Origin of the sequence: Domibacillus indicus, from assembly GCF_000970685.1 — a bacterium.
GTDB classification, from domain to species: domain Bacteria; phylum Bacillota; class Bacilli; order Bacillales; family Domibacillaceae; genus Domibacillus; species Domibacillus indicus.
Genome location: NZ_LAJB01000002.1, coordinates 124,410 through 147,864, shown reverse-complemented (window position 1 = coordinate 147,864; position 23,455 = coordinate 124,410). Strand labels below are relative to the sequence as shown.

Here is a 23,455-nt window from a genome sequence, read left to right as displayed (position 1 = left end):
AGGACGGTTTCTCCACTAGCTTTCTTAAAGACGTTTTTTTCGCGAGGTGTTGAACATAAAGAGATTATTAAGAGCGGCCGCCTGTTTTTTTCTGCTGATGCTTGTAAGCGGATGCACGTTGGATTCTGCCAATACAGGAAAATACCGGGTGATTTATAACGGCGAACAGACGAAAAAGCAGGAAAGCGGGCAGATAAGCGGTGAAATGTATACGATTGCAGTCATTCCGAAAGTTGAAGGGATTTCTTATTTTGAGGCGGCAGAAGAGGGAGCCCGTGAAGCAGGAGAAGATTTGAATGTAAACGTTCTCTTTGAAGGGCCGCCTGCTGCGGATTGGAAGCAGCAAAGTACGATCATCGAGAGTTTTATTCAAAAAGAAGTTGATCTTATTGCTGTTTCTGCCAACGATCCAGAGAAACTGGGGCCGGTGCTGCAAAAAGCAGAGGAAAAAGGGATTAAAGTGATGACGTGGGATTCCGATACGAACGCTGGCTATAGAGAGCTCTTTATCAATATGGTTGACCCTGAAAACCTGGGCCGGCATGTAATGGACAATCTGGCTTCCGAAATGGGGGAGGAAGGGGAGTATGCCATCATGACCGGTTCTCATGAAGCGGCCAATGTATCTGAATGGATGGATTACATCGTGAAGCAGCAGAAAAAAGCGTATCCGGGCATGAAGCTCGTTGAAGCAGTGGAGACAGAGGACAATCCTCAAAAATCATACCTGGCTGCGAAAAAGCTGCTGCGGGACCATCCCCGTTTAAAAGGCATACTGGGCAGTTCATCGGTCGGGCCGCCGGCGGCTGTCGAAGCAGCACGTGATGCGGGCAAAGCCGGCGCTGTTGCCGTCACCGGGCTTTCTACCCCTAATTTAATGAGGGAGTATATAAAAGAAGGCTCGGCCAGGGTGGTTACATTATGGAGCCCTAAAAAACTCGGCTATTTAACGGTCAGCCTGGCGGAACAATTGCTTGATGGCAGCACACTGAAGGACGGGCAGCATGTCGGGAAAGTCGGCAATATCAAAGTAAAAGGTGATACAGTCATCATGGGCCTGCCCATTGATTTTACAAGGGAGAATATCAATCAATATGATTTCTAAGCTTCTCGAAAACATAACCTTAAAAAACTCCCGGCTGTCAACGAAGCTGATTGTCACCTATATCCTGTTAACCGTTATTCCGATGGGATTATTGGGGATGCTCGCCTATTATGAATATACTAAATCGATGGAGGAAAAAGTGGGGGAGTACATTCCGAAGCTGTTAAAGCAGGCGAACAGCAACATTGAAAACAACCTGAGTGAATTGGAAAAGCTGCCGGACTCCATTTACGGCTCCAGTGACGTTATGTCCATCCTGCGGGACAGCAGCCTTAAAACCCAATCTCAATCCTATCAGGAACAGTTTGTCGTAGAAAGCTTTTTAACAAACATGTATCTGGATAACAGCTCGGAAATTTTAGGAGCGTTTTTGGTAACTGAAGACCGTGCTTTTATCAGTACACGCATTCCTTACGAGGGCTTCAAGCCGGAAAATTGGCTTCTGCCGCCTTCGGAAAAACCGGCACCGGGCGAGAAAGTTGAATTTATGTTTCCCGGACAGACAGGCCTGGAGTTTGAAGGCGGTCCTCCATATTTGCTGCTGAAGAAGCAGGTCACAGACGTTGACAACCGGAAGACGCTCGGCACAATTTTTTTAGCTGTTAATTTAGCTTTTATTGAAGAAGTATTATACGACGTAGAGGAAAACGAAAATGCGGCTATGTGGGTGATGGACAAAGGCGGGCAGGTGATTTTTCATACGGATGCCGGAGAAATCGGCACCCTTTCCAGCGAAATAAGAGAGTACCCGCTGCTGAACGGAAGCTTCCAGGCAAGAGAAGATGGGGGAAGAACGCTGATCAGTGTGAATCAATCCGCCCGCCATAACTGGATTCTGGTTCACCGGATTCCTTTAAAAGACCTGACAGTGGGGACGGATGTTGTCCGAAATGCCACCATTTTCACTTTTTTGACGCTTGTCGCCATTACAACGCTGATTTCGGTATTTCTTGCCTGGTCGGTCACCAAGCCGATCAAACGGCTTGGCCGGGCCATGCAGGAGGTGGAGGAGGGCAATTGGAATGTCTCCATCCCGATACAGGCACAGGATGAGGTGGGTGCCCTGGCTCAGAGCTTTGATTCCATGCTTGCGGAAATCAGAGAATTGATTGAAAAAAATTATACGACCGAGCTCCGCCAGAAAAACGCTGAACTGTATGCTCTGCAGTCGCAAATCAATCCGCATTTTATGTACAATACACTGCAGACGATTAATATGGCAGTGGAAGACGGCGAATCAGATACGGTCATCGAAATGGTCACGCTTCTTGGGCGGATGCTGCGGTACTCGCTGAGCAATAAAGACCGGCTGGTGCCGATCTCGCAGGAAACCGCTCATATCGAAGACTATTTAAAAATTCAAAAATACCGGTTTGAAGAAAGGCTGACGTACCTGGTTCAAACAGAAGCAGATGCCGATGTGTATGCTGTGCCCAAATTTATTTTGCAGCCGATTGTCGAGAACTCGATTAAATACGGGCTGGAAAAGCGAAAAGGGCTGCATATTGAAATCTGGGTGGAAGAAATGCTCAATGCCCGGGGGGAAAAAGATATTGTATTTACAATCCGCGATAACGGCCCGGGCATAGAGGAGGAAACGCTGGAAGAGCTGAAGGCGAAATTGCAGTCCGACCCGATGGGAAAAAGAGATTCGGGTTTCGGTATTTTAAATGTTCATGCCCGGGTGATGCTCATGTTTGGAAGCCGGTATGAATTACAAGTGGAAAGCTTTGCGGAAAAAGGGACGGAGATTACGATCCAAATTCCGGCCATTTCAAAAAATGAAGCAGCAGGCTATTCGGATACACAGGAGGATGGTGAAGGAAAATGACACAAATCAAAACGGTTATTGTGGATGATGAAGGCAGAATCCGCCGGGGAATTGAGCGGATGGTCCGGGCGCTCGGAGAGGAATGGGAAATCGCCGGCACCTTTTCTGACGGTTTAGAGGTATACGAAGCGGTATTGAATGAATCCCTTTCTTTTGATCTGTTGATTTCAGATATCCGGATGCCGGAGATGGACGGCCTGTCGTTAAATAAAAAGCTGAAAAGCCATTTGTCGTTTTTAACGATATTCATCAGCGGCTATGATGATTTTGAGTACCTGCAGGCCGCTATCCGGGACGGTGCGGCCAATTATCTTTTAAAGCCGGTTGACAAGGAACAGTTCGCGGTGCAGATGAATGAGGTAAAGCAGAAGATTGAAAAGATCCATGAAGAAAAACAGGAATGGCAGGCCGTACAGGAAAAAGCATCGCAGCTTGAGCATACAAAGCAGCTTCAGCTGTTGAGTGAAATCACCTGGAATGAAGAACGGGACATTGCGTATCTTGACTGGACCCGGCAGTTTCCGGGCGGCTGCTATCAATTGCTTCATGTCAGCATCGACCAGGTTTTTTCAAAAACGAAAGAGTTTTTGACCGAGGACTGGCATAAATGGTCTCAGGCTGTCGAGGTTCTTTTAGAAGAAGCTGCCGGGGATCATCTTCATGCCCAAAAGATAACGGGCTGGCAGTGGCGGGGCAGCCGGCTGAATTACTGGATGCTGCTGAATGCAGCTGATCCCGGGTCTCTGGCGGAAACCGGGAAATTCGCGGAGAAATTGAGAGTATCCATTCAAAAACGCACTCCTTTTACGGCTTCGATTGCCGCGGGGCGTGAATTTTATGATCTTGCTTCGTTTGGCAGCAGGAAAAACGAGCTGCTGGCGCTGCTCCAGTTCCGGATGATTCAGGGAGGAAACCGGGTGTTTCAGGCTGATCTGGCTGAAGGCATGAAGGCACAGGAATCCAAAGGAATTTCGCCTGCCATCTTAAAACATACAGAGCAGGCTGTTTATTCGTTTGAACAGGGGAAGGAAGAAGAGCTGCTGTCTGCATTAAACGGATTTTTTCGCGAAGTCGAAACCCTTTCCTCACCGCTTATGGTAAATGAGGCGGTGTATTATATGCTGGTCGGAATCGTCAACTGCTGGATTGAAAACAACGGGTACCGCGAAGACCCCGATTTGCTCACAGGTGCCCTGCAGATTACAAAGCAGGTCGCAAACTTCACTCAGCTGAAGGAGGAGGTAAAGCGATGGATTTTGCAGGTTATGGAGAAAATGGAGTATGCAGGCGGGCAGCCGAACCCTGTTCAAATTGCAAAAGAGTGGATCAAGCAGCATCTGAGTGAGAACATTACCATTAAAAAAATTGCCCGGCAGGTGTATATGAATCCGAACTACTTCTGCGATTATTTTAAAAATCAGACCGGCGAAACCATTTTAGACTATGTAACGGCGGCAAGGCTTGAAAAAGCGAAGGAGCTGTTGGAAACAACAGATGAAAAAGTGTATGACATTGCTTCGGCCGTCGGCTACCAGGATACCAAATACTTCAGCCGGCTGTTTAAACAGTGGGCCGGGCAGACGCCTTCCCAGTTCCGTGAACAGCATTTTAAACCGGCCGGTGAAAAAAGCGGGCGTTAAAAAAAGCAGCTGGAGCGGTTTGTTCTTTTTACAACATCCGTCCGCCGTTTTACCGGCTTGCCTGAAGGAGCTGCTTTTGTAATTGACGGTTTTGATTGTATGCCCTTTCATTCTCTGAATATTATCACCCCTATCTGAATTTTGTCTCCTGTAAGTAAGCGTTTCACTGCGCTATAGTTTAGCTATCAGGAAGTTCATTGCAGCGTGAAGCGGCCAGGATGCGCCGGCTGTCTGCAACTGAATTTTCGCGCAAATGAAAACGCTTGCCGGTGAACCCGAAAAGTTCTTCAGGCAAAATCATGTAGGAGGTTTTGAAATGGCTAAGATCGGTTCTAAAAAAACGACTGGCTGGAAAGCGACCATTTCGGTTGCGATGGCGAACTATATTGAAGCAGGCTCCATTATCGCCGCAGCAAGCAGCCTGAGCATGTGGGAAGCTTACCTGCATTTAGACAGCATTATGGTCGGCCTGCTCAGCGCGTTAAGCGCCAATGCTTTTGGGGCGGCAGTCGGGGCTTTGTTCGGCGGCTATTTGTGTGACAAATATGGCCGGAAATTTATTTACACCTATGACCTGCTCCTTTATATGGCCGGGGTTTTATTGATTGCTCTTTCCGTCAACTTCCCAATGCTTTTAATCGGGACGATCATTACAGGGATTGCCGTGGGCGCCGGCGTACCGGCATCCTGGACATACATCGCTGAAGAAGCGCCTGCCGATAAACGGGCAGCCCATGTCGGGATGGCACAGCTGGCCTGGTCAACCGGACCGGCTATTACCTTTTTGCTGGCCGTTCTGCTTGCGCCGCTGGGCTTGTTAGGAAGCCGGATTATTTTCCTTCACCTGCTGGTCATCGCCTTTATTACGTGGTACATCCGCCAGGGCTTGTCAGAATCCGCTATTTGGAAAGAAGGAAAAGAGCGGGAGGCGAAGGAAGGAGCCCTCAATACGAAAAATAAAGGGGTACTCAAAGAGCTGTTCAGCTTAAAGCCGAACCGCGAAGCATTGTTTCTGTTAATTGGCATTTATTTGTTCTGGAATTTAACTGCCGGGGCGATGGGTTACTTTATGCCGTACATTTATCAAAATGTCGGCGGTTTAACGGGCACACAGGCCAACCTGCTTCAGGTTCTTCTCTGGAGCTTAACCGTGGCCACAACGTATTTTGTTTTTATGAAGCTCGGTGACAAATTCAGCCGGCGCTCCTTGTTTGGAATTGGTGCTGTCATGGGAATCGCAGCCTGGCTGATTCTTACCTTTACAGGAATGAACTGGTTCTCGCTTTTCGCTTTCGTTATCCTGTGGGGAAGTGCAGCGGGCTTTGGTGCCCAGGCATTTTACGGCTTATGGGCAAGTGAGCTGTTCCCGACAAGATACCGCGCCGGTGCGCAGGGAATTATGTTCTTCCTTGTACGGTTCGGCATCGCCATCTGGTCTTTTGTTCTGCCGACGGTGATGAATACGCTGGGCTTTAAAGCGGCGGGCATCGTGATGCTTATCTTCCTGGCTGTCCACTGCGTAATCGGCCTGCTTCTTGCTCCAAACACAAACGGAAAAACACTGGAGCAAATTGAAGAAGAACGCTTTGGTACATCAAAAGCAGTGCAGGGAAAACTTGGATAAAAAAACAACATTCAGCTGCTGCGGCAGCTGAATTTTTTGTGTGAGTAAAGCTGATACGGACCCGGGCAGTCTGGCGGAAGCAAAAATAAAAATGCAGGTTCGTAAGTTTTTAGAACCTGCAAAACAGATTTATTGTTTTAATAAAAACTCATTTCCGTCTTCATCTTAAAACTGAACAAACGTACCCCGCTGCATTTCCTGTGGTTCTCCGGGGAATTCAACACCGTTGGCTTTCAGTTTTTCATATGTACTCCTGACATCATCGCCCTGGAAAACGATAGATGCTTTCATATTTTCCGAGCCTTTTAGCATTGCTTTGGGGTAAATGACTAAATGGCTTTGCGCTCCCTTTGGCGCTGCTTCAAGCCAGAAGGAACAGGGCCCCATTGGACGGTCAGCAACCACCTCAAACCCTGCTTTTTCTGACCAAAACGTTCTTGCTTTTTGATGGTCCTTCCTATCATAGGAAGGATTTTTTTAGTAAGGAATGTTTTTTGGTGAAAAACCGCTCAATTGCGCTGTGAATTGAGCGGCAGGACGGGCAGAAGCTTATTTTTTGACGGCATGTACATAATGAATGGTTTCAAAAGCCATTAAATGATCTGTCCGGCTGGAAAAGAAACGGTCCTGAATCGCGGCGGGCGGCAGATGTTCATAGATCAGGAGACCCGCTTCTTCCAGCATTGTTTCGAGCTCAGCATAAGAAAAGCAGGATTTCATCGGTTCTCCGCCGGCTTCGGCAAGCTTCACCATGTTTTCCACCCGGCTGAACAGCCCTTTTTCGTCAAAAAGGCGCTCGTCTGCATAATCAAAAACAATTGAGCTGCCGGACGGGACGTTTACGAATAAATGGCGGATGAGGCTCGCGGTTTCCTCTTTCGTTAAGTAATACAAAACACCGAGCAGGCTGAAAAACGTTTTTGTATCCGCAAACCCTTCCGCCTGAAGCGGCTCATAAGAAAACGTTCTGGTAAAATCCATCGGTACAAAGTGAAGGCAGTCTGGAATCTCAAGCCCGGCATGCGCAAGCTTTTCTTTTTTGAATTCCTGTGTTGCCGGGTAATCGATTTCAAAGATTTCTAAGCGGCCCGCTAAGTCGGGATGCCGCCAGCAAAACGTGTCCAGGCCGGCCCCAAGAATAACATACTGGGCTGCCCCGAGCGTTATTTCATGCAGCAGGACATCTTCAGAGTAGGCGGCGCGTGCCAGGGGTGTGGGGGACAGCTGAATTTGTGTGATCCATTTTACCAGCTCTTCCGGCTGATCGTGAAGACGCTGTGCCGCTTCTTTGTTGAAAAACGCCGCTCCCTGAATCAGGTTTTCACGGATATCCGAAAACTCTTTTGGAGACATCAGTTCTTCTGCCAGAAAATCATCGAACACAACAGGTGTGTCGTACCGGCTGTGATGGGCCCGTCCAAAAGCGGACAGTAAGGAAGTCACACTCGCTTTATTTTGCTTCATCATCGTCCTCCGTAATAAAAAAGATTCCCCTGGCCAGGAGAATCTTATTGTATACGAAAATATTTTAATTGTAAATTATAGCATAAATAAATTTTTTTGTCAAAAATAAATACTTAATTACCTGGTTTTTTTGCATTCCTGTAAGAAAAGCCCTCTTTTGCAAAAAGAGGGAGGAAGAGTGTAAACAAAGTTAGAACTCAGGCTCATTGAAAGCGTCTGTTTTTCAAGGAACGCGGCCGGTTGGGAAGCGGAGTGACCTTTTGGGGGTCATGAGCATTCACAGCAGGCAAGTGACGCCGAAAGCGGGCGTTTGTCAACAGCCTGAAGCCCTCTTTTGCAAAAAGAGGACTGAAATGTGATTCAGAATCAATCTGCCATTTTGATTGAAAAATGAACGGCAAACAGCGTTGCCGAGATAACAAACACCAAATCCCGCACCTCTGTAAAATTTTCAAACACGAGCTTGCTGCCGACGACCGAGACAGTGACCGCCATCGCGTACAGGCAGAAGGGAGCGGGTTTTTTCTTTTTTCTTCTTTTTTTCATCATACTCTCCTGCTTTTTCCACATTCATTTTTAGTATACCAAACATAATTTCGTTTGTCTGCCAGAAACAAAACGCAGGTTCCCCTTATTTTTTGCAAAGCGCACCCTTCCCCGGTGCTTGAATATGCTGGATACTAATGTGAATGACAACCTGATGAACCGGGAAAGAGGGACAGCGTATGATCCAGATTTCAGGAAGGCCTTTTCAGCAGGGGGATGTGCGGCCGTCTGACCGTGTGGAAAGCATCATTTTGCAGCAGATGAATGACAGCCCGGCCATTTATCCGTATCAGTCTGTTGATGAAGCAGCATTTGAGGTGGCACTGCGAAAACATATTGTAGGAAGCGCAAGAGCCATGAACGCAGGCAATGCCCGGTTCGCCATATTTGAAAACTCGCGGTGCAATCCCCGGTACTGGGACCTGACAGAAAGCGGCGGCTTCCGCCTGGAACGCGATGCAAAGCCGGCGGATGCAATTGAAGATATCTACCTGAACAGTTCGCTGTATGCATTTGAGTGTGCAACGGCCATGATCATTGTTTATTACTATGCTGTTTTAAATCTTATGGGTGAAACCTTTTTTAATCAGTTTTTTCAAAATCTTTACCTGTACAGCTGGCATGCGGACCGGGATCTTGGAATTAAGAAAGAGTACACACGGCATTCCTTGCCCGGTGATGTGGTGTATTTTCATAATCCTGACGTTGATCCGGAAACCCCGCACTGGAGAGGAGAAAATGCCGTCGTACTGGAAGACGGCACGTATTTTGGCCACGGAATCGGAATCAAAACGGCTGAGCAAATGATTGAGATACTGAATCAGGTGAGGGCGGCGGAAGCCGTTCAGTCAGCATACCTGTCCAATTTCGTCACGAGGCCGTCGTTTAGCCGCCTGGCGAAGCTTCCGGCGGCGTATACTGCTTATTCGGGGCGTGCAGCTGTATTGCATGGCAGAAATTCCATTTCATTTGATCAGTATTTATCGTATTTGTAATCGCAAGCTCAGAAAGTGTATACGAGATATAAAACAATGTCGTCCTTTCTCGAAGCAGGGCGGCATTGTTTTTTTAAAAAATGTTTGAGAAAACAGCTCCGGCACCTTGATCGATGGATAGAGTAAATAGAAAGAGTGCCGCTTGCCGGATATAAGAAAAAGTGGAAAACCTTCATACTAGGTGTTTCGCTCTTTTTTTTGTGAAGGTTCCAGAAATCCCTGTTTACAGGTTTATGTATGATCTGGCTTGCCTATTTTTCTCGGTTAGCCAGGTGGGAAATTGATCGTTTTTCCAAACATTTATTGACAATCCGTTCCATTCACTCTACCATTAGGGTGAATGTTTGTTTACATAACCATCAGCTTGTACAGCCAGCGAAAAAGCAGATTCATATAAAAATTTCATATTGTTCGGAAATAGGTGCGAAATAAAGTTTTGTGAAGCTTTATCCGCTGAAAAGGGAAGCCGGTTCAATTCCGGCACGGACCCGCCACTGTATGGGGTATCAGCAGCAAGACATGCTGACCGCTTTCAAAAAAACCACTGGTCGACAGCCGGGAAGGATTGAAAGTGCTGCCCCGAGTCAGGAGACCTGCCTGTTTTAACATCACTGGTAGACCTACGGGATTTAGGGAGGTGGTTAGGATGCTGATCGCCTATTTTCTGAATTCATCGATATGTGAGATATTCCGATGTTCAGTCGTTTTCTTATTTATCCAAAAAAGCATTTCTGACCTCTTAAACGGGCCGGAAATGCTTTTTTTATTTTTTTACATAACGAATGGAGGCTTTCTCATGAAAAAAAACACGCATCGCGAATTCACCGTCGTTTTATGGGCGGTTATAGCCGGTTTTCTTCTTCTAACCGGGTGCACCGGGGAAAGCGAAGAAGGAAGTGCCCATACGGCAGCTGATAAAAAAGCAGTCCTGGCTTTTCCATGGAGTCCGGCAAGTCTTGATCCGCACGGCAGCGACAGCTGGGAAATGATGCGCTCCGGAACGGCGGAAACGCTGGTAAAGTTGAATGAAGAATTAACGCCCGTCCCCTGGCTGGCGAAGGAATGGAAGCAGGAAAATGAAAACACGTGGATATTCCAGCTCGAGGAGGGTGTAACCTTTCATAACGGAAACGCAATGGACGCAGCCAGTGTGAAGAAATCCCTGCTCAGGTCTTTGAAGCAGGGGCAAACCGCGAAGGATTTACTGCAGATTGAATCAATTGAAGTACTGTCAGAGAATGAATTGAAAATCGTTACAGCGAAGCCAAATGCCGCCCTGATCGCCCATCTGGCAGATCCATCAACGATCATTGCTGATGTGGCATCTCTTGAAGGTGAGGCTGGATATCCGGCTTTTACCGGGGCCTTTCAAATAAAGCAGTTTACGAGGGATGAATCGCTTGTGGCAGAACGATACAAAGATTATTGGGGAACACCGGCGTTATTATCCGAAATAACCATTAAATTTATACCCGAAGGAACAACACGATTAATGGCCCTGCAATCCGGGGATGTGGATGCCGCAACGGATATTCCTATTGATAATATCGCCGTACTGGAGAAAGATGAGAGATTTCGTGTCCTGACGGCTCCATCGCTTCGCACGCATATGATGCTTTTTAATTTGAATTCACCTCTAGTCAACAATCAAAATCTTCGAAAGGCCATTGATCTGTCCATACCGCGCGCAGAGATTGTTGATTCCATTATGGCGGGGTATGGGACGGAAGCCGGAGGGCCGTTTCCTGAAGTGCTGCCGTTTGGCAAAGTGGAAAAGAAAAACCAGGCGGAATCAGTAGGAAAATGGATGGAGGAGGAAGGGTGGCAGCTCAACGCAGATGGAATATGGGAAAAGCAGGGGAGGCTTTTTGAAGTGACGATGTTAACTTTTCCGCAGCGGCCGGAATTAACCGTCATGGCAGAAATCATTCAAAACGAGCTGCTGGAAAAAGGAATCAAAGCGGAGATCCGCCAGGTGGAAAACATTGATGAAGCACTGGCGAATGATGAATGGGATTTGTCTATGTACAGTATGTTAACAGCCCATACGGGGGATCCCCAGTACTTTCTAAATATTTTCTATCAATCGGACAGTGCATCGAACGTGAGCCACTATGCTTCATCTTCCCTGGATCGTCTGATTGACCAGTTAAATCAAACAGTGGATTCGGCGAAGCGGAACCAGTTGGCGCTCCAAATACAGGAAGTCATCAATACAGATCTGCCGCAGTCGTTCATCGTTTATCCGGAAACGGTATTCGCTGCTCGAAAAGCAGTCAAAGGATTTACTCCGCATCCTATTGAGTATTATTACATTCATTCCCAAATTGATGTAAATGAGTGAGGGGAAAAATGATTCGTTTTTGTCTGGAGCGTTTTGCTCAGTTGGTTATGGTTATTTTTTTCGTCTCAACTCTTACTTTTTTGCTTTTGCGGGCAGCCCCGGGAGATCCGGCTTATCTATTGCTGGCCGCTCATGATGTTCCTCCCTCGGAAGAAGCGCTTGTTGCTTTGCGGGAGGAGCTTGGTCTGACAGAAAATGTATGGAAGCAGTATGGACAGTGGATAACCGATGCGTTTACCGGGCAGTGGGGAACCTCGTATGTTTCGAAAAAGCCTGTCGCCGAAGAATTAGCGGGCAGAATCCCTGCGACCTTTGAGCTCGCAGCGGCAGGCTTGATTGTGATGGTGATGGTTACCTTTGCTTTGGGGATTTCAACCTCGATTTACTCAAAGGGCTGGCTGAACCGGATTGGAAAAATAATGGCTCTTTTCGGTTCCTCTATCCCTTCTTTCTGGCTGGGCTTTTTATTGATTTATTTTTTTTCGGTCCGATATGGCTGGCTTCCTTCTATGGGCCGGGGCACTTTGCAGCATCTCGTTTTGCCGGCCGTTACACTCGGACTGGGGCTGGGAACGGTTTATGCCCGCGTGCTGCGCACCAGTATGCTCGGCATATTGAACCAGCAGTTTGTCACAGCGGCGAAAGCGAGAGGTTTTTCGGGCAGGAGGATTTTAGTGTTCCAGGTTTTTAAGCATGCGCTGCTGCCGATTGTGACGATGCTCGGAACCAGCTTTGCGTTTATGCTGTGCGGCAGCATTATTGTGGAATCGATTTTTTCCTGGCCGGGACTGGGAAGGTATATTGTCGAAGCGATTCATATGCGCGATTATCCTGTTATTCAGGGCTATGTTATCCTGACTTCCTTTCTGTTTGTTTTCGTTCATTTTGCCGTTGATGTGATCTATGCACTTTTTGACCCGAGGCTAAGAGTTCGTTAGGAGGATTATGCAGTGAAAAAAGTTCCGTATTCAGTAGACGCCGGCTTGATTGGAGGGGCCGGCCTGCTTATCTTTATTTGTTTGGCCGGTGTTTTGGCCCCGTGGCTTGCTCCCCACGATCCCCTGGCGATGGATCTTTCAAACAGGCTGTCGTCTCCCGGCTGGACATACCCGTTTGGAACCGATCATCTCGGGCGCTGCATCCTGTCCCGAATCATCTATGGAATCAGAATAAGTGCCGTCTTTGCGGTTCTTGTAATGATATGCACATTTTTGATCAGTCTTCCTGTCGGCCTTCTGACAGGGTATCTACGCGGGCGGACGGATCATCTTTTTATGCGTTTCATTGACGGGATGCTTGCCATTCCGGATATTGTGCTGACCATTGCCATTGTGGGGTTATTGGGGCCGGGCTTTGTCAACATGGCGATTGCCATCATTCTGGTCCGGTGGGCGAATTATGTGCGGTTTATTCGCAGCCTGGTCTTAAAGGTTCGTAAAGAAGATTATATTCTGTCAGCCAGGATGTCCGGAAATTCTCATCTCCGTATCATGAGGCGTTACATTCTTCCGGAAATTTTTTCGCCTCTTGCTGTGTTTGGAGCACTCGATACGGGAAAAATCGTTCTGGCAATGGCAGGGCTTTCGTTTTTAGGGCTGGGCACTCAGCCGCCAACACCGGAATGGGGGATTATGCTGCATGATGCAGCCGGCTATTTTCAAATTGCTCCTCATGTGATGGTGTTTCCCGGCCTGGCCATTATGTTTTTTGTTTTCGGCTGCCAGCTGGTGAGCGGCCGGTTTAGCAGGCGGCATACTGCTGCCGTAAAAGAGGTGTAGCATGAGTACAGCGACAAAGCCTTTATTGACTGTTGAGCATCTGGAAATTTCGTGCCGGGATTCAGAAAAAACAAATCCGATTGTACAGGATGTATCGTTTCAACTGTATAAGGGGGAGATGGCGGCCTTGACAGGTCCAAGCGGCTGCGGAAAAAGCGTAACGGCTCATGCCGTTGTCGGGATGCTGGAAAAAGAATGGATCGTGACAAAAGGACACATTTGCTATAAGAATCAAAATATTACCACTTACAGCGAAAAGGAATGGCAGCGTCTGCGGCGCGAGGAAATCGCCCTGCTGATCCAGCACTCCTTAAATGGCTTAAATCCGATCCGGACGGTGAAAAAGCAAATGATGGAAACGCTGAATCAAAGAAGAAAGCTGCCGCGAAAAGAAGCGGTCAGCTATTTGCATTCTCTATTGCACCAGGTCGGTTTTGCCGATCCGGCATTTATTTTATCCTCTTATCCGTTTGAACTGAGCGGAGGCATGTGCCAGCGGATTTTGCTGGCGATGATGCTGAGCGCAAAACCGAAGATATTGATTGCGGATGAACCAACGACCGCCCTTGATGTGATCAATAAAGAAAAGGTAATGGCTTTATTAAAAAAGCTGCAGGCCGACTTTGATCTGGCGGTTTTGCTTATTTCGCATGATCAGGAAAGTGTAAACCGGTTTGCGGACCGGGTCATTTTTATGGAGCAGGGAGGTGTGACGGGCTGATGCTGCTTGAACTGCGTGATGTGTCAAAAGAATATCCTTCAAGAACAAGAAGAATGTCATTATTTAAGCCAAATTCCGGCCTGAAAGCCGTTAACGGGGTGAATCTGGCCATAAGAAAAGGAGAATGTGTGGGGCTGGTTGGTGAAAGCGGCAGCGGAAAAAGCACACTGGCAAAATTAATGATGAATATGGAGCCTGTAACATCGGGGCAGGTACTGCTGAAGGGACAGCCGATTCATGAAAGAAAAAGAAATAACCGAAAGACATATAAACAGATGCAGCTGGTGCTGCAGGATTCATCTTCGTCCTTGTATCCGAAAATGCGTGTAAAAGAAATCCTGGAAGAACCGCTTCGCAACTATTTCCCGCAAGAAAAAGCGATGTGGGACGCAAGATGTGCAGGCTTGCTCGAGCTGGTGGACCTGGACCCTTCGTTATTATCCAGGTATCCCCATCAGTTAAGCGGCGGGCAGAAGCAGCGGGTATGCCTCGCGAAAGCCCTGGCTGTCCGGCCGGAAATCATCATCCTTGATGAATCCGTTGCCAGCCTCGACGAGCCGTCTCAAAGGGCTGTCCTGGCGATGCTGAAGCGTATCCAGAAAGAGCAGCAGCTGTCTCTGCTGTTTATTACTCATGACGTAAAATCAACCCGGCAGCTCTGTGACCGGGTGGCTATTATGTATCAGGGAAAGCTGGTGGAAACCTTCAGCGGCCGGGACTGCCGGCAGCTGCAGCACCCTTATTCGCGCTTGCTGTTTCAAGCAATGCCCGACGAAAGCTTTTAAATGCCGCTTCACCCGGTCAAAACAGGAGAGAGAAGAAAGGGAGATAAAGATGAATATTTCGGGTGTATCGCTGGGCTGCGATTATATTGAGTTATGGAAAGAAAGGAGGAAGGAATGGGATGGCACCCTTTCGAGCCGAATGACGAATGATAAAGAGGAAGAGGATTTCTGGGCTTCTTTTATAGAAAAAAAGAAACGAACAGGCGGGGACCCGGTAAATTCTTATGCTCATAGGATTCAAGAAGCACTTTTCGAGCTGCTGCAGCCTCATGACCGTGTACTTGAAATCGGTCCGGGGTGGGGAAACTATACATTCCGCACAGCTGCACATGTTGAACAGCTTACATGCGTGGACAGCTCCGAGAGTGTAATTGATTTTCTCAGGAAGGAAACGGAAAACCGCCAGCTGCACAATATAAGCTTTTTGTGTGAAAAATGGGAACAGCTGACGGTGAAGCAGCACTATGACGCTGTATTCGGGATAAACTGCTTTTACCGGATCAGCGATATAGGAGAAGCGGTTATGAAAATGAACCGGGCTGCATCCCGTATAGCGATTGCCGGAATGACAAGCGGGCCGGAAAAGCCTCATTATCTGGATTTGTACCGGGAGCAGGGGTATTCGATTAAATTCAGGCGAAGAGATTACATTCACCTGCAAAATATTTTGTATCAGCTTGGCATAATGGCGAATTGCAAAATCATTGAGTTACCCCGCGTGGCTGCTTATCCGTCATATGAAGCGCTTATCCAGGACAATGTCAGCAAAATTCTCACCAGAGACTATAACAGGCAGAAAGTCGAGCAGGCCCTGAACCGGTATGTAATTGAAAAAGACGGACAATACGAATACCCGTACACCTTTCATGCCGCACTTCTTTATTGGAAGCCGGTGAAATAGCTAATCCCGGAACATAGAAAAGCAGTTGGAGCATATTCTCTTTTTACAAGAACGAACTTTCTATTAAACGGATAGAGGCTTATTTTATAAAATTACCTCTGGAGCAGGCAGATTCAAAAAAGCGCCGGAAAGAGAAATTTCTCTTTTCGGCGCTTTTCATAGTAAGAGAAGAGAGAACAAACCAGAAGTCAGCGCAACTTTTCAGTCAGGAAAAAAGCGGGTTCTGCTTTTTTTCCTGCTCCAGAAATTCAACAAGCAGCTCCATTTTTTCGATGGTGCCCGGGCTTAATGTCTGCTTCATGCCTTTAATTTCGCTGGCAATGGCATGGTTTTCCACACCTATTAAATGAAGAAGCTTTTTCAGCACTCTGTCCTTCCGATAAAGGTTTTTTCCTGCTTCTTCTCCACGGCTCGTTAACTGAATGCCCCGGTATTTTTCATACACCAGGTAGTTTTCACGCGATAATTTTTTAGCCATTCTGGTTACAGAGGAAGGATGGACGCTTAATGCTTCCGCAATCTCACATGCCTTCGCATATCCTCTGGTCATTGTTAACACGTATATTTGCTCAATATAATCCTCCATGCCGGAAGTGGGCATCGGCCTTTCCCCATTTCTACCGTTGTAGTTTATGCACAGCATGCCTGCTGAAGAGTCTTGAGAGCAGCCCGTACCTGGGCGACAGGATCCAGGCCAGGGTAAATATAATTCCTGCCGCGACAGCCATGGAGCCGGAGATGGATACATCAAAGGCTTTAGCGATAAAGTAGCCGGCCGTACTGTCGAGCACACCGATCCCGCCGCTTAAAAGGAGCATCGCCGAATACCGGTCTGTGAGCAAATAAGCGGTGGCGCCGGGGGCAATCAGCATGGCCACGACCAAAATAGCCCCCACGCTGTCAAAAGCGGCAACCGATGTGACCGAAACCATTACCATTAACACATAATGAATCAGCAGGACCGGAATGCCGAGTGCCGCTGCCATCCCCGGATCAAAGGAAGTGATTTTAAATTCCTTGTAAAAAAGCGTAATCAGGAGAAGATCCAGCAAAAAGATCGATCCGAGCATTACAAATGCTTTCGGCAGCTCGCCGAAAGAAAGCAGCGAAACGGTTTCCCACGGAACAAAGGCGATTTCCCCCATCAGCACATGCTCCACATCCAGATGGACATCTTTGGCATAAAGGGAGATCAGGATGACGCCCAGGGCGAAAAGGGACGTAAACACCACTCCGATCGACGCATCCTCCTGAATTCCGCCCGAATTCAGCAGTTGAACAGCAAAAGCAGTAAAAAGTCCGACCAGAACAGCGCCGGCCAGCATAAACGCTCCGTTCATGCTGTGGCTGACGAGAAAAGCCAGCACAATGCCGAGCAGGACGGTATGGCTGATCGCATCGGCCAGCATAGCGATCTTCCGCAAAATCAAAAATGCGCCGATCACCCCGCAGGAAGCACCTACTAAAGCGCCGGTGACAATGATCCACATTTCATAACTCATGATTTGTTTCCTCCTTCATAAGCAGACGTGAAAGAAGGAAGAACAAATTGATCATGGAAAGCGGTAATTTTTTCATCGATTTCAACCAGCTGTTCTCTGGATATCTGTTCTGCCTGGCCATATTCGAGCCATTCCAGATGATCAAACGCCATGTCATTCGGGTACATATCCTTCAGCTCCAGAATTTCATCCACCAGCTTGTATTGATATGCTTTTTCTTTTCCCGCAACCGTTAACTCGATCCGTTCTTTTTCCTGTATATACCCTTTTTCCAGCAAGTCCTTAAGCACGGCTTTGCACTGTCCATTTGAAAAATGTGACTGAAGAAAAAGGTTATTTCTTGACAGGGGCTCTGGCTGATTGTACAGCTCTTTCATGATCCATTTAAACGCCAGCCGCCGGTCGTTTTGCTTTCTGCGGAGGAGCGTCGAAACGATTCCGCGGTGCGGAGAAAATAATACGGAAACGGCAAAGAAAAATGTAGCCGAGAGAACAATAAAAGGGCCGGTCGACAGCCCTTTTCCGAGCGTGCTGATTAAGGTTCCGATCATGCCGGACATTCCACCGAAAAAGCTTGAAATAATAACCATTTTCGTTAACGAATCCGTCCAGTAACGGGCCGAGACAGCAGGGGTAATTAAAAGGGCGGCCATTAAAATAACCCCGACAGCCTGGATACCGATCACAATGGTCAGAACGAGCAGCGACATAAATAAAAAGTTTAACCCTTTTACCGGAAGGCCGATTCCTCTGGCAAAATCGGCGTCAAAGGTGCTGATTTTCAATTCTTTAAACAGCAGCAGCACAACCAGAATAACGGCGGCCGCTGTTATTGCCATCATCTGCACGTCGCGCCCGACGAGTGAAGCAGCCTGCCCGAAAATAAAATCATTTAAGCCGCTTTGATTTCCGCTGGGCATCTGGGCAACTTTCGTCAGCAAAACAATGCCTGCCCCGAAGAAAACAGACAGCACCAGTCCAATCGACGTATCTTTTTTTATGCGTGTCGTTCCTGAAATAAGCTGGATGGTGTAAGCGGCGAGCAGCCCGGTAGCCGCTGCTCCCACCAGTAGAAGAAAGAAATTTTTCTCGCCAATGACCATAAACGCCAGGCAAATGCCGGGGAGGGAGGCATGTGCCACCGCATCCCCCACAAGGCTTTGTTTTTTTAACAGGGCAAAGCTTCCGAGTATGCCGCTCGCAATGCCAAGAAGCAGTGTACTCCATAATACCCACTGCGTATTGCCGTCAGATGCAATGGACTGCCAGATTTGATTCACTTCTCTCACTCCTTTACTGTTTAATCAGCATTTGTTCTTTTTCCAAAAATGCCAGCTTTCCGCCATAGGTCCGCTGTAAATGAGAGATGGTAAACACATCTTTGGTCGGTCCGCATTGAATCAGTTTTCGATTCAGCAGCATTGTCCAGTCAAAGTATTCTCCGACTGTCTGTAAATCGTGATGGACCACCAGCACTGTTTTTCCCCGGCGCTTTAACTCGTTCAGCAGGGAAATGATCGCTTTTTCCGTAGCCGCGTCCACCCCGGCAAATGGTTCATCCATAAAATAAACGTCCGCTTCCTGGATAAGGGCACGGGCCAAAAAAACACGCTGCTGCTGCCCGCCTGAAAGCTGGCTGATCTGGCGGCCGGCAAATTGAAGCATGCCCACTTTCTGCAGGCATTCTTTTGCGGCTTCCACGTCTTTTTTAGACGGCCGCCGAACCCATCCCAAGCATCCGTATCTGCCCATTAGTACGACATCAAGTGCATTGGTCGGAAAATCCCAGTCCACAGAGCCACGCTGGGGAACATACCCGACATCTTTGTTTTTAGGAGAGTATTTTTGGCCAAATATGCGGACGGCTCCTGATGAACGGGGGATTAGTCCGAGTATCGCTTTAATCAGCGTTGACTTTCCCGCTCCATTCGGTCCTACAATGCCGATTAATTTTCCTTTCGGCACGGAAAAATGCACGTCCGTTAAAACCGGCTTCCGGTCATACGCCACCGTTAATCCGCTTACCTCTACCGCTTTCATGTAAGACTCCTCCTTATTTCAACGCATTGACAATTGTATCGACGTTATGTTTATACATCCCGGTATACGTTCCTTCTTCGGTTCCTGCTTTCCCCATTGCGTCTGAAAACAGCTCACCGCCAATTTTTACATCATGATTTTGATTTTTGGCTCCTTCAATGACGGCATTGATTGATTTTTCAGAAATACTTGATTCCACAAAGACCGCTTTAATATTCCGTTCCACCAGTGTTTTCACAAGCGATTGAACATCCGCAAGCCCGTATTCAGCGTCGGTGCTTAATCCCTGCAGTCCCATGACCTCCATATCATGCTTTGCCCCGAAGTAATTAAAAGCATCGTGAGCGGTAACAAGCACCCGCTGTTTCTTTGGAATGCCCGCTAATTCCTCCGCTGCATATTCTTTCAGCTCATCCAGCTCGGCAAAGTAATCTTCGGCATTTTGCTCATAGTCGTCTTTATTCTCCGGGTCCGCCTCAATGAGTGTGTCCTTCACTTCCGTAAGGGAGGTTTTCCATAAATCAATATCAAACCAGACATGGGGGTCAATCACCGTTTCGTCCGCTGCATCCTTGCGAAGATCGTCTTTCGGAATGCTGTCGGCGATTGCGACTGCCGGCTTCGATTCGCTCATCTGTTCAAAAATTTCGAGCATTTTTCCTTCCAGATGCAGCCCATTGTAAAAAACAACATCCGCATCCTGCAGCAGCTCAATATCCGACTGCTTTGCTTTATAAAGGTGCGGATCGACACCAGGACCCATCAGGCTGTGCACCTCTACGTGCTCTCCACCGATATTTTCAACAGCATCGGCAATTTGCCCGATTGTCGTTGTGACCATAATCGGCCCGTAATCATTCGAGCCTGTTTCACTTTCCCCTTTTTCCGTTTGCCCGCACCCGGCGGCAGACAGAGCCAGAATCAATACAAGAGACAGGAACCATACTTTTTTCATCATAAGCCCCCTCCAATTGTTTTTGCTCACAGCACATTTTATGCCTAAGGAATAAAAAGTTTCCTCAGGGAAAATATTATTACCGAAGGAAAGATAAGTCAACCCATTTTTAGTCATTTTTCAAAGAGATGGAAATAGCGGGCGGCGTTTTTTCATTAAACGGAAAAAAGGAAAAAGGGTATTTTCTAAAGAGTCCATTCATATTATTTATATAAGGTGAACGGCGTTTTTGGCTTTCGCCGAAAAAGCTTCATTGCTTTTATTCTGATATGTATAAATCCTTTTCATTGCCAGGTGCATAATAAGTATGAATTTGAACAAATACATGGTTAGGGGAATCTGTATGGCAAACCCTCTGTTACCCGAAAAGAAGCTGCAGCTCAACCAGCGGGTTCAGGTGTACCGAAATGTCCGCAAGGAGGTTTTTTCCGTGCTGGATGGAAAAACCCGCCGCCTTATCGCCCACAGCGAAGCGCTCGTTTTGGCCAATGTCGAATTTAAAGTAAGCAGGGCTGGACAGGCACAGGTAAGAAGAGAAAAACAAAAAAATGTTCATGCTTATGTGATCGGGGATTACGCAGGGCAGGAAGGAGGCAGCCTCGAGCATTATGAGCTGGTGTATTATAACCCCTATACAACTGAAACCTTTGTAACGCTGGAGAACCATCTTCCTGTTCTGAAAGCAGAAAGGTGTTATCTGGTGAATGGGAAATGCTATATAAAGAGCTAGTGTCACCTTTATGCGAAAGGCAGGCACTGTTTTCCTGCGCTTTTTCTGAGAAGCCATATGCAAAATCATTTGTTCATTTATACAGCAAACAACTTTGTCTGCAAGCTGGAATCGTCTTTTTATAAGACGGTTTTTTTATTTAAGATTCCGTTTCTCCGGTAAAAAAGAAACTACTTGTTCTTTATTGAGAACTAATGTTATAATTTTGTTCAATATAAAGAATAAAACTTGTGCAATATGAGTGTATAAAGAACAGGGAAGAAAAAGCAGCGGGAGGCGGGAAAGGTGAAAAAAACTCAGAATCTCCAAATGCGTGTGAATCATACAAAAGCAAAGCAGGGGCCGTCCAGCCGCACGCTGCTCGCCTTGCTGGTCTTTTTCTCCTGCCTGCTGCTTTTGTATACCGCTTTTGTGTTAGACCGGTATGTTTTTCATTTTACGGAAACGCCTGTGGAAGAAAACAGGAAGAACGGAGAAAGCAGGCAAAGCAGTGCGCCGGGCGGTGAAGGGGCTGAGCGGCTGCTGCCTGCAGAAAGCGGCCAGGAACTCGATTTTGTTTCCGGCTACGGGAAAAAAGCGGCTGCAAAGCAGGAGGAAACAAGGGGACAAAAAAGCAGGGCCGCGCTGCTTCCGGCTGATCCAGCCAACCTGAAGCATATCGAATGGCTGGCCGTGAACAGTGCCATCGTACATTTTTACAAAGCAAACAACCGCTACCCCGCTTCGCTCAAAGAACTGGCAGGGCCGTATCCGGATAACTGGATTTCTTATGTGCCTGAAGGGATCGCGTACAAGCGGACAGGCCGAAGCTATACTCTTTTATCGGCGGGTACACCGCTTGATGCCCGGAATGAGCTGGTGGAAATTACAGTGTATCCCGATGTTCACAGGCTGGCTCTGTCTTTTCAGGACCGTCCGATTGCGGTTTACCCGGCGGCGGTTGGAAAAAACGGAATGCCGTTTTTCTCTTCGCATGTAACAGAAAGAGTCATCGAGCCGAACGGGCCGGGCTCTCCATTCGGCACCCGGGGGCTTGTACTGGAACAAAACACAGCCATACATGGAACAAACAGGCCGTCTTCGGTCGGAAAAAGTGTGACAGCCGGCTGTTTTCGTCTGCTAAATGCCCACATGGAGGAGCTGTACCCTTTTGTGCCAAAAGGAACACGGCTTAACGTATCCAGCGGTGCTCCGCCTGCTCCGTTCCTGCCGGAAGGCCTTCCGGCTGCAGCGGCGGGAACATCACTTGAAGATGAAAAAAATCCAGGCATCCTGTATAACTGGCGGCAATAAACAGCCTGCGCCCCGGGATGCGCTTTGCATATTTTTTTAGATTCAGCGAATTTTATAAACAGCAATGTATTTCCTCTGCCTGGAGACAATAATACGGCTATTTTTCTTGAAAATAACCGAATGGGAGAAGTGATCGCATGCCGCAGCTAACGGTGTTAGGAATGAATGCTTTTGAAGTGGAAGCAGGAAAAAAGCTGGTGCTGGCACTGGAAGACAACGGTGTCGGCATTTTGCACCGGTGCGGAGGCAAAGCCAGATGCACCACCTGCCGGATCGAAATACTGGAAGGAGACTTTGAGGATGTAACTGCCGCTGAGAAAAAAGCATTTGATGAAAAAGGGCTGGTGGAAGACAACATACGGCTGTCCTGCCAGGTCCGGATTACTGGAGATATGACAGTCCGGCCGATTATGACCGTGCAGACGAGCGGCATGGAGCCGGGACCGAGGCCGGCTGAATAGAAGTGAGGCTTGTTTATCGGCAATAGAAAATGACGAAAAAAGACCCTGGACGGTGTTTTTTCGGCCGGCCGGGGTCCTGAACATATTTATAAACGAATAAATTCATTATCGGTCATAAAAAACTCATGGGTCCGCATTAATGCTGCTTTCAGCGATTCCGGAACCCGTTCGGCATCATAAGCACAAACCGACAGCATCCTCGCGGCCGAAACGGCATGACCGGCTACCTGCTCAAACTCCTCCAGTTTTTTGTGGATTTGTTTGTCGTCGTTCCATTCAACGTGGCCCCGCGTACGGATCGGCTGATTATTCTGCGTAAGAGAACGCAATTTATTTGAAAAAACAGAGATCACCGTGGTCGGATGAAAATCTCCATGCTGCCAGTAAAAATCAAAATTATTGATAAAGTGAAGATTTTGGAGCTGTTTACTATTTAAACACTGTTTTACTTTCTCCAGGATAAGCGCCTGTCTTCTGTCATTTTCCACAAAAAGAACCTGTTCTCCCCGCTCGATGCCAGAAACGATATACACCGCAGCATTTTGAATATAATTCTCCAGATCACTGGAAAAGTATAAGGTGTGGCCGCCGGATTGCTGGAATGCCTGGGCCATTTTTAGTGTTGCATTCTCCAAGTTCGTTTTCTCCTTTTTACATAAAATCAGATTTTGTTTTTCGCTGTGTATCGTTTTTATACCAGGAGGTTTAAACGCTTCTGATCCGGCTCTTTCCTGTGTGAA

General features: G+C 47.5%; 22 protein-coding genes, 1 pseudogene and 1 riboswitch. Of the genes and pseudogenes, 14 read left to right on the top strand and 9 right to left on the bottom strand.

Annotation, left to right across the window (positions count from 1 at the left end; all coding sequences use genetic code 11):
- Positions 1-118: 118 nt before the first annotated feature.
- The 4 genes from VP98_RS00960 (at position 119) to VP98_RS00945 (ending at position 6,200) form a co-directional block, all read left to right on the top strand.
- Positions 119-1,105: an autoinducer 2 ABC transporter substrate-binding protein gene (locus VP98_RS00960; protein WP_231584091.1), complete on the top strand. Its 987-nt coding sequence runs from the start codon at positions 119-121 to the stop codon at positions 1,103-1,105.
- The gene (locus tag VP98_RS00955; protein WP_046173453.1) at positions 1,095-2,936 is read left to right on the top strand and encodes a cache domain-containing sensor histidine kinase; all 1,842 of its coding nucleotides are present in this window, start codon (positions 1,095-1,097) and stop codon (positions 2,934-2,936) included. Before VP98_RS00960 ends, VP98_RS00955 begins: the two co-directional genes overlap by 11 nt.
- Positions 2,933-4,576: a response regulator transcription factor gene (locus VP98_RS00950; RefSeq protein WP_046173452.1), complete on the top strand. Its 1,644-nt coding sequence runs from the start codon at positions 2,933-2,935 to the stop codon at positions 4,574-4,576. Before VP98_RS00955 ends, VP98_RS00950 begins: the two co-directional genes overlap by 4 nt.
- Before the next feature lie 316 nt (positions 4,577-4,892).
- Complete coding sequence (locus VP98_RS00945; protein WP_046173451.1) at positions 4,893-6,200, top strand: MFS transporter; 1,308 nt, start codon at positions 4,893-4,895, stop codon at positions 6,198-6,200.
- A gap of 165 nt (positions 6,201-6,365) precedes the next feature.
- On the opposite strand, the pseudogene VP98_RS00940 reads toward VP98_RS00945, so the two are convergent.
- The 3 genes and pseudogenes from VP98_RS00940 to VP98_RS00930 form a co-directional block, all read right to left on the bottom strand.
- Positions 6,366-6,656 (bottom strand): annotated as a pseudogene (locus VP98_RS00940) (VOC family protein); the annotation flags it as partial.
- A gap of 93 nt (positions 6,657-6,749) precedes the next feature.
- Complete coding sequence (locus VP98_RS00935) at positions 6,750-7,664, bottom strand: class I SAM-dependent methyltransferase (protein ID WP_046173450.1); 915 nt, start codon at positions 7,662-7,664, stop codon at positions 6,750-6,752.
- Positions 7,665-8,030: 366 nt separating this feature from the next.
- Positions 8,031-8,210, bottom strand: a complete 180-nt coding sequence (locus VP98_RS00930; RefSeq protein ID WP_046173449.1) for a hypothetical protein — start codon at positions 8,208-8,210, stop codon at positions 8,031-8,033.
- Positions 8,211-8,389: 179 nt separating this feature from the next.
- Between VP98_RS00930 and VP98_RS00925 the strand changes: the two genes are divergently transcribed.
- From VP98_RS00925 to VP98_RS00895, 7 genes are all read left to right on the top strand, one after another.
- Entirely contained in the window at positions 8,390-9,205 is an 816-nt protein-coding gene (locus tag VP98_RS00925) for a protein-glutamine gamma-glutamyltransferase (RefSeq protein ID WP_046173448.1), read from the top strand.
- 402 nt (positions 9,206-9,607) lie between these two features.
- Positions 9,608-9,820: riboswitch (cobalamin riboswitch) on the top strand.
- Between the two features lie 181 nt (positions 9,821-10,001).
- Positions 10,002-11,549 (top strand): ABC transporter substrate-binding protein, encoded by a 1,548-nt coding sequence (locus VP98_RS00920; protein WP_046174073.1) that lies wholly within the window; start codon positions 10,002-10,004, stop codon positions 11,547-11,549.
- 8 nt (positions 11,550-11,557) lie between these two features.
- The gene (gene nikB / locus VP98_RS00915; RefSeq protein ID WP_046173447.1) at positions 11,558-12,487 is read left to right on the top strand and encodes a nickel ABC transporter permease; all 930 of its coding nucleotides are present in this window, start codon (positions 11,558-11,560) and stop codon (positions 12,485-12,487) included.
- A 12-nt stretch (positions 12,488-12,499) separates the two neighbouring features.
- Positions 12,500-13,327, top strand: coding sequence for an ABC transporter permease (locus tag VP98_RS00910; RefSeq protein ID WP_046173446.1), 828 nt, complete (start codon positions 12,500-12,502; stop codon positions 13,325-13,327).
- Between the two features lies 1 nt (position 13,328).
- Positions 13,329-14,048 carry an ATP-binding cassette domain-containing protein gene (locus tag VP98_RS00905; RefSeq protein WP_046173445.1) on the top strand — a complete coding sequence of 240 codons (720 nt, stop codon included), beginning with the start codon at positions 13,329-13,331 and terminating at the stop codon, positions 14,046-14,048.
- Positions 14,048-14,833 carry an ABC transporter ATP-binding protein gene (locus VP98_RS00900; protein WP_046173444.1) on the top strand — a complete coding sequence of 262 codons (786 nt, stop codon included), beginning with the start codon at positions 14,048-14,050 and terminating at the stop codon, positions 14,831-14,833. Before VP98_RS00905 ends, VP98_RS00900 begins: the two co-directional genes overlap by 1 nt.
- 49 nt (positions 14,834-14,882) lie before the next feature.
- Positions 14,883-15,734, top strand: a complete 852-nt coding sequence (locus VP98_RS00895; protein ID WP_046173443.1) for a class I SAM-dependent methyltransferase — start codon at positions 14,883-14,885, stop codon at positions 15,732-15,734.
- A gap of 205 nt (positions 15,735-15,939) precedes the next feature.
- On the opposite strand, the gene mntR is transcribed toward VP98_RS00895, so the two are convergent.
- From mntR to VP98_RS00870, 5 genes are read right to left on the bottom strand one after another with little or no spacing between them, the layout of a single operon-like run.
- Positions 15,940-16,335 carry a transcriptional regulator MntR gene (gene mntR / locus VP98_RS00890; protein WP_046173442.1) on the bottom strand — a complete coding sequence of 132 codons (396 nt, stop codon included), beginning with the start codon at positions 16,333-16,335 and terminating at the stop codon, positions 15,940-15,942.
- Positions 16,336-16,351: 16 nt separating this feature from the next.
- Positions 16,352-17,236 (bottom strand): metal ABC transporter permease, encoded by an 885-nt coding sequence (locus VP98_RS00885; protein WP_046173441.1) that lies wholly within the window; start codon positions 17,234-17,236, stop codon positions 16,352-16,354.
- Complete coding sequence (locus VP98_RS00880) at positions 17,233-18,516, bottom strand: metal ABC transporter permease (protein WP_046173440.1); 1,284 nt, start codon at positions 18,514-18,516, stop codon at positions 17,233-17,235. The genes VP98_RS00885 and VP98_RS00880 overlap by 4 nt, the downstream gene beginning before the upstream one ends.
- Before the next feature lie 13 nt (positions 18,517-18,529).
- Positions 18,530-19,276, bottom strand: coding sequence for a metal ABC transporter ATP-binding protein (locus tag VP98_RS00875; protein ID WP_046173439.1), 747 nt, complete (start codon positions 19,274-19,276; stop codon positions 18,530-18,532).
- Positions 19,277-19,289: 13 nt separating this feature from the next.
- Positions 19,290-20,231, bottom strand: coding sequence for a metal ABC transporter solute-binding protein, Zn/Mn family (locus VP98_RS00870; protein WP_046173438.1), 942 nt, complete (start codon positions 20,229-20,231; stop codon positions 19,290-19,292).
- Between the two features lie 343 nt (positions 20,232-20,574).
- On the opposite strand from VP98_RS00870, the gene VP98_RS00865 reads away from it, so the two are divergent.
- The 3 genes from VP98_RS00865 (at position 20,575) to VP98_RS00855 (ending at position 22,715) form a co-directional block, all read left to right on the top strand.
- Positions 20,575-20,961, top strand: a complete 387-nt coding sequence (locus VP98_RS00865; protein WP_052712074.1) for a hypothetical protein — start codon at positions 20,575-20,577, stop codon at positions 20,959-20,961.
- A 285-nt stretch (positions 20,962-21,246) separates the two neighbouring features.
- Complete coding sequence (locus VP98_RS00860) at positions 21,247-22,254, top strand: L,D-transpeptidase (RefSeq protein ID WP_046173437.1); 1,008 nt, start codon at positions 21,247-21,249, stop codon at positions 22,252-22,254.
- Positions 22,255-22,391: 137 nt separating this feature from the next.
- Positions 22,392-22,715 carry a 2Fe-2S iron-sulfur cluster-binding protein gene (locus VP98_RS00855; protein WP_046173436.1) on the top strand — a complete coding sequence of 108 codons (324 nt, stop codon included), beginning with the start codon at positions 22,392-22,394 and terminating at the stop codon, positions 22,713-22,715.
- Positions 22,716-22,801: 86 nt separating this feature from the next.
- Here VP98_RS00855 and VP98_RS00850 read toward each other — a convergent pair whose 3' ends face one another.
- The gene (locus tag VP98_RS00850; RefSeq protein WP_197076529.1) at positions 22,802-23,350 is read right to left on the bottom strand and encodes an MEDS domain-containing protein; all 549 of its coding nucleotides are present in this window, start codon (positions 23,348-23,350) and stop codon (positions 22,802-22,804) included.
- Between the last annotated feature and the right edge of the window lie 105 nt (positions 23,351-23,455).